The organism is Sphingomonas sp. SORGH_AS_0879 (assembly GCF_030819175.1).
In the GTDB taxonomy this organism is placed as follows: domain Bacteria; phylum Pseudomonadota; class Alphaproteobacteria; order Sphingomonadales; family Sphingomonadaceae; genus Sphingomonas.
Genome location: NZ_JAUTBJ010000002.1, coordinates 2,702,792 through 2,715,451 on the forward strand (window position 1 = coordinate 2,702,792; position 12,660 = coordinate 2,715,451).

At 65.3% G+C, this 12,660-nt stretch carries 9 protein-coding genes and 1 pseudogene; 1 reads left to right on the top strand and 9 read right to left on the bottom strand.

Annotated features, from left to right (window positions below; all coding sequences use genetic code 11):
* Positions 1-138: 138 nt before the first annotated feature.
* Positions 139-1,266: pseudogene (locus tag QE379_RS13260) on the bottom strand (IS3 family transposase).
* A 137-nt stretch (positions 1,267-1,403) separates the two neighbouring features.
* Here QE379_RS13260 and QE379_RS13265 point away from each other — a divergent pair.
* A protein-coding gene (locus tag QE379_RS13265) for an IS3 family transposase (protein ID WP_307000024.1) occupies positions 1,404-2,611 on the top strand; the annotation gives its coding sequence in 2 pieces (ribosomal slippage) (positions 1,404-1,728 and positions 1,728-2,611; 1,209 coding nt in all).
* Between the two features lie 377 nt (positions 2,612-2,988).
* Here the strand turns inward: QE379_RS13265 and QE379_RS13270 are convergent.
* The 8 genes from QE379_RS13270 to QE379_RS13305 form a co-directional block, all read right to left on the bottom strand.
* Positions 2,989-3,861, bottom strand: coding sequence for a glycosyltransferase family 2 protein (locus QE379_RS13270; protein WP_307001112.1), 873 nt, complete (start codon positions 3,859-3,861; stop codon positions 2,989-2,991).
* 4 nt (positions 3,862-3,865) lie between these two features.
* A complete protein-coding gene (locus QE379_RS13275; RefSeq protein WP_307001115.1) occupies positions 3,866-5,104 on the bottom strand; it encodes a lipopolysaccharide biosynthesis protein in 1,239 nt (412 codons plus the stop codon).
* Positions 5,101-5,472 (bottom strand): hypothetical protein, encoded by a 372-nt coding sequence (locus QE379_RS13280; RefSeq protein ID WP_307001117.1) that lies wholly within the window; start codon positions 5,470-5,472, stop codon positions 5,101-5,103. Before QE379_RS13280 ends, QE379_RS13275 begins: the two co-directional genes overlap by 4 nt.
* Positions 5,469-7,064 (bottom strand): heparinase II/III family protein, encoded by a 1,596-nt coding sequence (locus QE379_RS13285; RefSeq protein WP_307001120.1) that lies wholly within the window; start codon positions 7,062-7,064, stop codon positions 5,469-5,471. The genes QE379_RS13280 and QE379_RS13285 overlap by 4 nt, the downstream gene beginning before the upstream one ends.
* A 188-nt stretch (positions 7,065-7,252) precedes the next feature.
* Positions 7,253-8,620 (bottom strand): O-antigen ligase, encoded by a 1,368-nt coding sequence (locus QE379_RS13290; protein WP_307001122.1) that lies wholly within the window; start codon positions 8,618-8,620, stop codon positions 7,253-7,255.
* Positions 8,617-9,741 (bottom strand): hypothetical protein, encoded by a 1,125-nt coding sequence (locus tag QE379_RS13295; RefSeq protein ID WP_307001124.1) that lies wholly within the window; start codon positions 9,739-9,741, stop codon positions 8,617-8,619. The genes QE379_RS13290 and QE379_RS13295 overlap by 4 nt, the downstream gene beginning before the upstream one ends.
* The gene (locus QE379_RS13300; protein WP_307001126.1) at positions 9,738-11,897 is read right to left on the bottom strand and encodes a polysaccharide biosynthesis tyrosine autokinase; all 2,160 of its coding nucleotides are present in this window, start codon (positions 11,895-11,897) and stop codon (positions 9,738-9,740) included. The genes QE379_RS13295 and QE379_RS13300 overlap by 4 nt, the downstream gene beginning before the upstream one ends.
* A gap of 108 nt (positions 11,898-12,005) precedes the next feature.
* The gene (locus QE379_RS13305) at positions 12,006-12,656 is read right to left on the bottom strand and encodes a polysaccharide biosynthesis/export family protein (RefSeq protein ID WP_307001128.1); all 651 of its coding nucleotides are present in this window, start codon (positions 12,654-12,656) and stop codon (positions 12,006-12,008) included.
* Positions 12,657-12,660 lie beyond the last annotated feature (4 nt).

Below are 12,660 nucleotides of genomic sequence, written 5' to 3' on the forward strand. Positions count from 1 at the left end.
TTCGTTCTGAGTGACGGACGATGGTTGCATCGCGACGTGCCGTTCTCAGTCATCCATGGCCCATCGTAGCACCCGCGCGTAGCCAGGTCGGGCGTCGTCAAGCGAGAGCATCTGACGTGCTCCCCAAAGCTCCTCCAGTCATAACTGGAGTCCGGGGTTGGTATGGTGCCCCTCGGGGCGATGTTGCACAACCCGCCTGGCAGCATCGGCGGGCGTCAGCCCACCAACACCGCTATGCGGCCGCACATGGTTGTAGTCGTCGCGCCAGAGCCGCAGCACCGAGCGGGCATGGCCTAGCGACACGAACAGCGTCTCGTTGAGGCATTCGTCGCGCAGACGACCGTTGAAGCTCTCGACGTAGCCGTTCTGTTGCGGCTTACCCGGCGCGATGTAGTGCCACTCGACCGGGCGCTCCTGCGTCCATCTCAGGATCGCTATGCTGGTCAGCTCGGTGCCGTTGTCGCTCACGATCATCAGCAGCGGCACGGCCCTGACGGCGATGATGGCGTCGAGCTCACGAGCGACACGCGCGCCTGACAGCGAGGTGTCGGCCACCAGCGCCAGGCATTCCCGCGTGAAGTCGTCGACCACCGCCAGGATACGGATGCGCCGGCCGCTGATCAGCGTGTCGCTGACGAAGTCGAGGCTCCACCGCTGGTTCGGACCTTACGGCAGCACCATGGGCGCTCGGGTGCCCATCGCTCGCTTGCGGCCACGCCGGCGTCTGACCCGCAGGTTCTCCTCGCGGTACGGCCGCAGCAGCTTCTTGTGGTTCATGACCAGCCCCTCGCGGGCCAGCATGATCCCCAGCCGACGGTAGCCGAAGCGGCGACGCTCCGCCGCGATCTCGCACAACCGCGACCGCAGGTCGCCATCATCACTACGCCGGGGCGTAGCGCACCGACGTTCGATCGACACCGAAGATGGTACAGGCCCGACGCTCGCTGATGCCGAACAGCTGCCGAGCATGCTCGACAGCCTTCCGCTGAGCGGCGGGCTTCACCAGTTTTTTCCCGCCACCTCCTTCAGCACGGCGTTGTCCAGCATGGCATCAGCCAGCAGTCGTTTGAGCCGGCCGTTCTCCTCCTCGAGCACCTTCAGCTTGCGTGCCTGCGACACATCCATGCCGCCATACTTCGCCTTCCACGCATACAGCGTCGCGCTGCTGATGCCGTGCTTGCGGCAAACGTCGGCGGTCTTCATCCCGGCCTCCTGCTCGCGCAGCACCGCGATGATCTGCTCCTCGCTGAACCTAGTCTTCTTCACGTCCGTCTCCTCACGAAGGCGGACTCTAGCTCAAACTGCCGGAGTTTCAGGGGAGCACGTCTGAACTGGCCCCCATTTCGACCGGACGGATTTGAGCCTAGGAAGGAGGCTTGGGGCTATCCCCTGAGCATAGGCTTATGTCCGTGTCCGAGATCATCACCGACGGCGGTCGTCGCCGTCACTGGAGCACGCCCGAGAAGCTGAGGATCGTCGAGGAGACGCTCGATGGTCGGGAGAGCATATCGGTGGTGGCGCGCCGCAACGGCGTGGCGCCGAACCTGCTGTACCGTTGGCGGCGGCTGATGCTGGAAGGCGGGAGCGTTGCAGTTGCCGGCGACGACGACGTGACCAGCAACCGGCAGGTCCGCGAGATGGAAACCCGCATCCGCGAACTGGAGCGCCAGCTCGGGCGCAAGACGCTGGAGGTCGAGATACTGAAGGAGGCGCTGGAGCGCTCGCGCCCAAAAAAAGCGAGCTTGCTCATGCACTCGCCGCTGCCGGAGACTATCCGGTGAGCCTGGTCGCCAGCACGCTCGGGGTCGGGCGTTCGACGGTGTACGACCGCCTGACGGGAACCACCAGGACGCGCGGGCCGTACGCCAAGGCCGACGACACGGATCTGCTGCCCTGCATTCGCCAGATCGCCGCGCAACGGCCAACATACGGCTACCGCCGCATCGCGGCGGTCCTCAATCGGCAGCGGCGCGCCGAAGGACTTGCGCCGGTCAACCACAAGCGCGTCTACCGCATCATGGCGGCGGACCGCCTGCTGCTGGCGCGGCGCTACGCCGAGCGAGCCGACTATGGGCATGACGGCGTCGTAGTGACGATCCGCTCGAACCTGCGCTGGTGCTCCGACGGCTTCGAGTTCACCTGCTGGAACGGTGAGGTCGTGCGCGGTGCCTTCATCATCGACGCCCATGACCGCGAGATCATCTCGTGGCGCGCGGTTGCCAATGCCGGCATCAGCGGCTCGGACGTGCGCGACATCATGCTGGAAGCCGTGGAAACCCGCTTCGGCACCATGCGCGCGACGACACCGGTCGAGATGCTGTCGGACAACGGTTCGGCCTATACCGCCTGCGAAACACGGACCTTTGCCCGGCAGCTGGGCCTCAAACCCTGCTTCACCCCCGTCCGCAGCCCGCAGTCCAACGGCATCTCGGAGGCCTTCGTCCATACCCTCAAACGGGATTACGTCCGCGTCTCGCCGCTGCCGGACGCACTCACCGCGTTGACATCGCTTGCCGGATGGATCGAGGACTACAACGACAACCACCCCCATTCAGGGCTCAAAATGCGTTCGCCGCGCGAGCATCGCGCACTGGTTTCTGCAACCGCTTGAACCCGTCCGGTGAAACGGGGGCCAGATCAACGTCACTGTTTTCTGTCCGTATGGGTCACCAGCGATTGTGAGCACTTAGACGCTTGATCGCAGGACTGACGGGGAATTTCCTGAATATATCGGTGCTAAACGAGCGGAAGCGCATGGCAACGCGTAAGTACGTTCGTCCGGACATGGCGGCCTGGAGCCCGATCCATCACCTTTGAACCCGAACGTCATCCCAGCCCAGGCTGGGATCTCCCGGTGGTAGTGCGCAGCAGGAGCCGCTTCAGGCCCGAGCCCGCGCTGGGGCGACGTTTCCAGCCCGATGGATCATCCCCGGGCCGGCCTGATCGGCCCTCCCGCTCCCTTGCCGCATCCCGCCCGGACGGGCATGGTCAACGCGCCCGCAGTTGACCTCGAGCCAGCCGACGATTCTCCAACTGCCGTCGAATTTGCGCGATGGCCCAGCCCGGTTCCATCGCCACCAGAAGTAACGTATTGCGCCAGTCCCGGCGGCGTTCGCGATTGGCGCTCAGGCGCTGGATCTGGACATGGGCCACTGCCGCCTCCCACCGCGTCAGGCCGACGTTACACCATTTTGCGATCGACTGCTCGACCAGTATCCGCGAGGCGCGCACCTTGTCGATGGCGATGGTGGAGATCAGTTGCCCCGGTGAACGCCTGTACCAATAATACACGCCCGTCTCGCGCCAGAAGACGCACCCCTGCCGCAACAGGTCGAGATAGAAGAGAATATCCTGGAAATAGATCGCGTCCTGGAAGCGGACGGCCTCGGTCACGGCATTGCGGCGATAACTGAACCCACTGGGCCCACCGATCGGATTCCATGCCATCGTCGTGCGGGGAATGATCCCGCTTGGCAGCGCGGGAATGGTCAGCCTTGGCCGTTCGATTGCCTCGCCGAAGCTCAGACCCGCAACCGAAACGCAATCGATCGCTGGATGAGCCGCATAGACCGCAACGACACGCCGGATATAGTCGACGGGCCATATGTCATCGGCGTCGAGGAAGAAGATGATCGAACCGGTCGCCTGATCCAGCCCGCTGTTCCGCGCGCCGCCGGGGCCCTTCCCCCGCCGATTGTGGAAGAAGCGGGTCACCAGCCGCCCCGTGATCTCGTCGGGGGGAAGCACGACATGGCGGTCGTCGACGGCAATCAGATGCTCGATCTCGCAATCGCTATCCTGCCGCGCGACCGATTGCCGGGCTTCGGTCAGGAAATCGTCCAGCGCGAGGGTCGGCGTCACGACGCTAATTTTCATGGCGGCACCTCCAGTAAAGCAAGGGGGGAAGGAGACCCGCTCGCAGGCAGATGATCGAATAGGTCAGCGCCACGCAGCCCTCGATAGCGGTCAGCGTGATCGCCGTGCCGATCAGGCCATAGTGTTGCGACATCACGAAATAGCCAGGAATGCCGATGCCGCCGCACACCAGCGTGACCGTTCGAACGATGTCATCGCGCTTGGCGGCCAGGACGGCATTGTTGACGAGGAAGGTCGATATTCCCAGCAACATGGGCAAGGGCGCCATGATGCGGATGCAGTCGAGAATACCGGCATAATGATCGAGTTGGATCAACCGCAACAGCGACGTACCGCCGATAGCGATCCCCAGGCTCATCGCCAGCGAGGACAGCAATGCGCCGCCGTTCAGCCGCAAAAGGCTGTTCGCCAGCCCCTTCTCTCCCGCGACATGGCGAATGCTTAACGGATAGGCCGACATGAACAATGGTGCCGACGCCTGCTGCAGCGCCGTCACCAGCCGCTGGCAAAGACCGAACGCGCCGACCATTTCGGGGGACTGGACGATCCCCAGGACCAGCACGCCGGCGCTGGTGTAGGAGAACACGCCCAGCTTCATCACGAAAACGTCGCGCCCGTCACGCAGCAACGCGATGGCGAGGCGAAGCGGCAATACACGCTCAAGATAGCCCTTGCGCCACAACAGCGTCAGCCCGGCGACATGGATTGCGAACATGGCGATGCATTGCGACAGGAACAGGCCGTCCAGACTATGGAAATGCCCCGCCGTCACCGCGGCGGCGAGGCCGATCAGCCGCACCGGCGCGGTGTAGACCAGAAACGCCTTCTGCAACGACAGTGCGATGAATATCCAGGTCGGGATGATGCCGTTCATGATCATGAACACCAGCACGCACATCGCCGGGCCAATGCCGATCGCCGGCACGGAAATGCTCATCGCCCCTCCGGCGACCAGCAGCGTGATCAGCAGCAGCACCGTCTGGATCAGCAGGATGGCGGCGATCAGTGCCGCGATGCGCGGGGGATTGCCCAGCGCCAGCGATATTTCGCGCGCGCCCGAATAGCGAAAGCCATATTCCAGCCCGACCAGGATCAGCGATCCCAGCCCGAGATAGAAGACGACTTCCGACCCGATCGCCTGACTGGCCATCGCAGCGGCCAGCCAGGTGATGAACGCCGGATATCCGATCTGGAACGCGTGCAGGATGAAGGTTGCGGCCAGCCTCATCGCGCATCCGCCGTGGCGGAGGGCAGCGGACGCTCCACCGGTTCGCGCAGACTGGCCCGCACCAGCAGCGGCCAAAGCAGCAACAGCACGCTCGGCAGGAACAGGGTGACGCACAGGTCGTGCAGGGACGCAGCCATATCGCTTTCCGTGGCTCCGGCCGGGCGAGACATGTCAAGCGCCTCGTTGATCAGTTCGAAGATCAGGACACCGAACCACGGCCAGCGCAGTGACGGGCGCCGCACCAGCAGATGGAACAGCACGAGCAGCAGCACGCCGACAAAGGCGTGAAGGGCATCCGGCGCAATCCCGACGGCGCGCTCGATCCACAGGTTGAGCGACGTCCATGCGAAAGCAGCGTTGATGGTCATAGCCCCTCGCGCACCCGCTCGCGTAGCAGTTGCAGTGTCTCGATCCGTTCTCCCACGGCAGACGGCGTGGTGCGGAGCCGCATGATGCCGAACCGCCAATCGTCATGGCCGACCGGCAGGATGTCCAGCACCTGCGCCCGCTCGAGCGCCATATAGTGGCGGGACCAATGATCCGGCGGCGCGAGTACGGCCGCCCCCTCCACAATATCCAGCCAGACCACGGTCGCGCCTTTGCGCAGACGAAGGAGCAGGGCGTTCTCCACCGTGATCTGCCAATCGGCCGGAATCAGGAACCGTGATCGGGCCGGGGCCGGTCCGGGCGACCAGCCATCCGCAATCAGCAGCGCCCCGTCCGGCAATGGCGTGACCAGCCGACGGACCTTGCCCGCCCCGGTCCGCAATACGCCGCCGATCGTGTGATCGGGCAGTCCCGCCAGCTCGCCCGGGTCGAGCGGCCGCGCGGCGGCGAGGCGACCGACCTTGAAACAGCCCAGATAGTCGACGGGTTCGGCTCCGTCGAAACAGGGACCATTATGGCTGGCGGCCGACCGCTCATGGGCACGCCGCGGACCGGTCGAATATTGCGACGTACCCGGATCGACGAACAGGCGCTCCCCAGCGACATCCAGTTCGAGCGCGAGGAAATCGGCATGACCATGCCCCGGATTCCACGCAGGCCCGATCGCCCCCGCGTCCATCCACACATCGATCATACCATGGGCAAGGTGCGCATAGCCCGCATCGGGTAACGACGAACTGCCGCCCGTTCGGGAAACGTCGCCCAGCACGCTGGCCACCGGCGGCACCTCGCCCATCCACGCGTCGTTGAACAACACGATCTCGCCGTCCCGATGCGAAAGCAACGCCCACGCGCGAGCCGCGGCGTCGCCACGAATCCGCGCTAAAGCCCTTGTTTCCGCTTGCAGGAAAGTCGTGGCCGCAAAAATGCGCAACGCCATCACGCTCAGCCCCTGATACATCGCCGATCGTTCGATCTGCATGCCATCGGGCAAAATGGTCTGGGCAATGATCGCCGCGACCTCACGATCCAGACGCCGGTTTGCCGCCCCGCCATAGCCGCCGCATGCCATGCCATAGAGACACAGCGCCGCCAGGTTACGCTCGGTATGGTTGTTGCGCAGGTCATGTTCGACATTGGCGCGGACGAATGCCGCGTCGCGGCGCAGCAGCCCGGCGACCCGGCCATGGAGCTGCGGATCGGCCTTGCCCCGCGCTTGTGCCAAGGCGACGCCGCTCAATAGGGCTAGAATGCGGTGCGATGCGCCATAGGGCGACCAGATCGTCTGGAACGGCGCAGGAAGATCGAACCCCGTCGCCCGTTCGAACATGTCAAGCAGGGCAAGCGCGGTCTGCGCATCGTCGGCATCACCCTCCGCCAGCAGAGAATGCATCACTTCGAGCTGGCACAGCTTCATGCGCCAGAGATGATGATCCTTCTCCTCGGGCAGGCAGTGCCGCCAGTCGATGTCGGCCATACCACCGAAATCGACCTGCCGCCCCATCAGACGGAAGACGCCGCGCGCCGCTTCGGCGCGGGCCGCTGCATCGACCCGATAGTAGCGACCGATCAAGTCGGCAAGGCCTGCATCCAGCACGCATGGTTGTGGCAATTCCGGCGTGGCATCGGTCCATCGCGCAAGCCGGCCGGCATAATGGCGGGGCGCCAGGGGCACGACATGATCGCGCAACTTTCGGCGCAGTTGGTGCGCCAGCACGGGCAAGGGAATACGACGCAGCGCATGCGCCATCGGTTGAGAGATCATCGGAAACCGGCCTTGTCGATCAATGGAAGGAAGCCCGCCCGAAACCGAGGGATGGACTGGCCCATCATGGGCAGTGACGGCGCAGGCTTGGTAAGGAAGCCGGCCAGCATCGCGGCCAGCAACTGGATCGCGAGAATCCGCGTCGGATAATCAACCAGCGAATGGAGCAGCAGGACCAGCAATCCGGCTGCCGACGCCCAGGCCAGCCGCCTGGCATCCCGGCCAAGCCGGGAAATGGCGATGCAGCGCCTGAGCGCCCAGACAACGGCAAGCAGCAGCAGCAGCATGGCTGGCAAACCGCCTTCGAGCATCAGTTCGAGATATTCATTATGCGCGTGATTGACGTAATGCAGCCCCACATGATCAAGCGGTTCGACCGACCGAAAGATGGTCTCGAATGTGCCGAAGCCGGACCCGACCGGCCAAGAGCGCGTGATCGCCGTCCAGCTATCGCCCCAGAAGCGGAAACGCTCGAGATTGCCGCTGTGCAACCGCTCGACCACCCGCGCGATGACCGTATTATGCCGTGCCAGCGATACCGCAGCGATCACCGCCACGCCCGACAACGGCACCATCCACCACCAGCGGACGAGCCACTGGCGCAGCAACACCGGCAACAGCGCGATCGGCAGCAATACCAACCCGGCGCGCGACGTGGTGGCGATCACTCCCGCCCCAAGCGCCACCGCCAGCGATAGCGGCAGAAACGCACCCATCGAACGCGATCGCGGCAAAGCGCCGGTCAGAGCGGTCGCGACCAGCAGGAACGCCGCCTGATGATTGCGATTGGCGAACAGGCCGGTGGCATAGCCGACATGGCCTTCGGGATAGATGGTCCCCCATGCTCCGGCCGCCACAAGCTGCACCACGGCCAGCATCAGACTGGCCAGCGCGCAACCGATCGCGATGCAGGCAAGCAGGGTCCGCTGCCGCAGGTCCATATGGATGACCAGCGTCAGCATCGCGGCGGCGGGCAGCAATGCGGCCAACGAGCGTCGCGTCGCCGCGGGATCGAGGCTGATCGGGTAGGCTCGATCACTCAATCCCACGCGATCGGCGATGACGGCGGCCAGCGACCGCCCCGGCAGAGCGCGCCAACAACCGGGATTCAAAGGCACGAGTTGCACGACGATCAGCACCGCGACGAGCATCAGCAGCACCAGAGGCAGGGCAGCCCCCGGCGAACGCGATGGCAATGGCCGCAGCACGAGCGATGCCAGTATCGTCAGTGCCACCGCCTCGATGGCCAGTTCCGCGACAGGGTGGCCGCTGCCCCCACCACCGAACAGCAGCGCGAAGACCAGGAGCACCGCCGCGCGCAGGACGAGTTGACTGCTACCGGTCGAACGGTCGTGGGACGTCAACGCCCAGCCCCCCCGACCGGCGTGATCGTGATACGGTCGAAGCGCGCCTCGCTGTATGACGGACCATCGGCACGCCGCGCTTCCAGCGCCACGATCTGCGTCGTGCAGCCGTCCGCCGGCACCGCGAAATCCTCGCGCCAGCCAAACGTCTCCGGTGCCCCCGCCATCGCCACCATGGTGCCGCCGGGCAGGCACCGCAGCGTCCAGCGGAGCACGCCAAGTCCCATCACCTGATGGGATGGGGTGACAGTGATCAAGCGATAGCGCCCCGGCCCAAGCACCAGTTGCTGAAACAGCAGCGCGCCGAAAGCCGATCGGTCGACACCGACAACGAGCGAACGGCCCCCTGCCCCCGAGACCAGGCGCATGTCCGCGCCCGGCTGGCGCCGCGTGGTCCATTCGAACGGCACGATCCGGTCCGCCGTCCTGTCCAGACGAAGCCGTTCGAAATCCGGATCGAGCACCGCCCCCTGCTCCGCCCCGGTCAACCGCAGCCAGAAGTTGCGCGCACGCGCCGCCTCCCCCGTCGCGGCCAGGGCCTGGACATAGGGTACCAGTTCGCCTGTCCGATCGAGCTGTCCCTGCCGTGCCAACACCTCGAGCAGGGCCTCGTGCGCATCGCGCAAAGCGGGCGGGATCGCGTCGATCCGCTGGAAGAAGGCGGTGCGCCATGCCGGCCGGGCCTTCAGATGCAGCAGCAGGGCGGTTCGCCCGGTCCCGTCCACCGCGGCCGCGTGCAGCGCCGGAAGCAAGGCAGGTTCGAGCGCGGGCCTGCGCCGCAGCAGCGCATCGACGTGGCGCATCGCCGCTCCATCGTCGCCGCGTCGGATCGCGGCGTCGATCAACAGTCGCTGCGTCTCCCTGTCTCGCCAGCCCAGTCTGCCGCTCAATTCGGCCAGCGCGTCGGCCGAGTCCCCGTGCCCGGTCGCGCGTTCGGCGAGCGCAAGGTCCCGCAGCGCCGCCTGGTCATAGAGCGAGACCGCCAGCCGCTGCCGTGGGTCCGTGCGATCGGACAGCAAGCGCAAGGTCTGAACGAGGATCAGCACCGCCCCCGCCATCACCGTCAGCAAGATCGCAACGCGCAACGGATCGGCGCGAAAGGCGCGCAGCGATCGCATCATCGACGCCACCATCGCTTGCGAGGGGCGTCGTCATGGCTGTAATTATAATAGGCATAGCCATAGCCATAGCCGAACGCCTGCACCTCGACCCGGTTTAGGATGATGCCGCGCAGGGCCGCGCGGCTCAGGCGCAGGCGGCGGAGAGCAGCGCGGATGGTGCGGCGGTTGACCTTGCTGCTATCCACTACGAATAGCGTGGCATCGACATGGGCGGCGATGCTGGGCGCATCGGCCAGCCCCAGCACGGGGGGACCATCGAACAGCACAAGGTCGTATTGTTCCTCAAACTGTCCAACCAGCCAGGGCAGCGTGCCCATCGCCAGCAACTCGGCCGGGTTGGCCGCTGATCCGCCGGTCGCGATGAATGTCAGGTTGAGGATCGTCGTGGGGTGCACGACATCGGCGATCTCCGCCTCGCGCCGGAGCAGGTCGACCAGTCCGTTCCGGTTTTCCAGCCCGAAGAGCTTGTGCATCGAAGGGCGGCGCATATCGGCATCGATCAGCAGCACCCGGCGACCGGTCTGCGCGAAATCCCGTGCCAGGGCATAGGCGATGCTGGTTTTGCCCTCGCCCTTGCCGCAACTGGTGACGAAGGTCGTCCGTGGGGGCCCGGCACTGTCCGACAATTCGACGGTGGAGCGGATCGCGTGGATCGCTTCGCTCAAGGGCGAATGGGGCCTTTCCAGTTCCTCACGGAACACCAGCCCGGCCTCCAGTCGCGGTACCATGCCCAGACCGGTGATGCCGAGCTTGCGTTCTGTCTGTTCGACGGAACCCACGGCATCATCCAGATTCTCACGCAGATAGACAAAGCCGAGCGCGACGATCAGCGATCCCAGCAGCGCCAACCCGAGATTGACGCCCAGTTGCGGCGCGACCGGTCGGCCGGGCGTCGATGCAGCGTCGACGATCGCGATGTTGTTGGACGATACGCCCGCCGCCGTGCTCACCTGTCGGAACCGCTGGAGCAGGTCGTCATAGAGTTCGCGGTTGGTGCGAACCTCGCGCCGCAGGATCGTGTAGCGGATCGAGCGATCCTGTTCGGTCAGCGTCGCACCCTTCAGCCGATCCACCTCCGCCTGCATCTGCCGTTCCTGCAGTTCGGCGGTCAGGAAGCGGTTGCGGATCGAGTCGCGGATATTCGCCGCGAGCCCTGCCAATCGCTGGTCGAGCGCGGCGATCTGTCCGCGCAGGCGGATCAGGTCGGGATGATCGCTCTGCCGGCGCTGACTCTGCTCGGCATAGCTCGCATCCAGTTCGGCGCGCCGTTCCATCATGGTCTGCACGACAGGATTGGACAGCACGTCGGGCAGGTTCATCACCGGAGCCGCCTGGGCATTGCGCCAGAACTGTTCGGCATCGATCCGCCTTGCCCGTGCCTGCGACAAGGCGTCGTTGGCCTCGACCAGGCTCGCCCCGATGAGCGACGGGGTGCTGTTCGTCTGCTGGTTCGCCGATTTGATCGCGTCGGTATCGATGATGCCGGTCGAACGAGCATAGGCCACCATGCTCCGTTCGGATTCCTCCAGACGCTCCTTCGCCTGCTGAAGCTGCTCACGCAGGAATTGCCGGGCATAGCCTGACGTGTCGAACCGGCGGGACAGGTTGCTGGCGATCATCGCATCGGCAAAGGCGTTGGCGATCTTTGCGGCCAGGGCGGGATCGGGGCTGTCGAACGTCACCCTGGCGATGCGAGACCCATCTGGCAGCGTCACGTTCAAATGCTCGCGCAAGGTCGCCAGAACCCGTTCGCGCAGCGCAACTTCGGCATCCGCCTGCCCCGGCGCGCTGCCTTTCCACTTGACGCGCATGGCGTCTAGAAACGCCCTGTCCTTGAACAGGCCCAGCGTCTCGGCAACGCGGATCGCCAGCGTGCGGCTGCGCAGGATTTCGGTCTGGGTCTGAAGGAAGCGGTCCGCGTCCTGCACCGCCTGCACCGGCTCGACATCGGGCGCGTCGAGCACGCGCGACGCCTGCTGGTCGATCTGCAGGCTGGCTTCGGCACGATAGGTCGGCGTGGTGAGCAACGTCACGCTCAACCCCAGCAAAAGTCCTGCGCAGCAGATCGCCACGACGAACCAGCGGTTGCGCATCAGGGCCAGCCGCACGCCCTCCAGATCGATCTGCGTGCCGGAGAAGAGCCAGGACTCTTCCATGGCCGGATCGCTGCGGGCCGCAGTGGCCGGGGTAGCCTTTGAAAATGTGGGCATCAGTAACAGATCCGATCAGGGTCCGATCGGCACAGGCGCGTGGCCGTGCCGCGCTTATCGAAAGGGTCGAAAGACTGCGACCAGCGGCGCGGTGCTCAACACATCGCGCCATGCGGCCTTGAGTGCGGAAAACCCGACCACCACCGTGTCGCCGGGCTGCATTTCCGGATCAGGCATTTCGCCCCGGCGGATCTTGCCGACATCGAACACCGCGCCCATCGGCTGGCCGTCGATCGTCCGCAATATGACGACCTCTCCCAATGCCGATACGCGCGTCGTTCCCTCCGCCATGGCGATCGCGCCCAGCAGGCTGGTCTTGCCCTGCAACGGGTAGATGCCCGGCTTGTTGACGGCGCCCTCGACAACCAGCTTCAGCGACGCGGCGGTCGTCAGGTTGACCGCCACATCGGGATTGATGAGCATGTGCTGTCCCAGCCGGTCGGCGATCGCGCGAGCAAGTCCGTCGGTCGTCAGGCCACTTGCCTTTACCTGCCCGATCAGCGGCAACGAGATGTTGCCGCCACTGGTGATCTGCACCTCCTTCAGGCTCAGATCGGGTTCGTTAAGCACCGTCAGGCTGATGACATCGGCAGCGCCGAGCACATATTCCCGGTCGGCCTCCGGCGCGACCACCGGTATCACCCGATAGGCCGCACCGTCGCGGGGCATGTCGGGGCGGGCGCAGCCGCTCAACAGCGCCAACATCGCG

Coding starts and splice junctions, on each gene's coding strand:
- QE379_RS13275 (WP_307001115.1), bottom strand. CDS start 5,104: ATGAGGCTGGCCGCAACCTTCATCCTGCACGCGTTCCAGATCGGATAT.
- QE379_RS13280 (WP_307001117.1), bottom strand. CDS start 5,472: ATGACCATCAACGCTGCTTTCGCATGGACGTCGCTCAACCTGTGGATC.
- QE379_RS13295 (WP_307001124.1), bottom strand. CDS start 9,741: ATGATGCGATCGCTGCGCGCCTTTCGCGCCGATCCGTTGCGCGTTGCG.
- QE379_RS13300 (WP_307001126.1), bottom strand. CDS start 11,897: ATGGAAGAGTCCTGGCTCTTCTCCGGCACGCAGATCGATCTGGAGGGC.
- QE379_RS13305 (WP_307001128.1), bottom strand. CDS start 12,656: ATGTTGGCGCTGTTGAGCGGCTGCGCCCGCCCCGACATGCCCCGCGAC.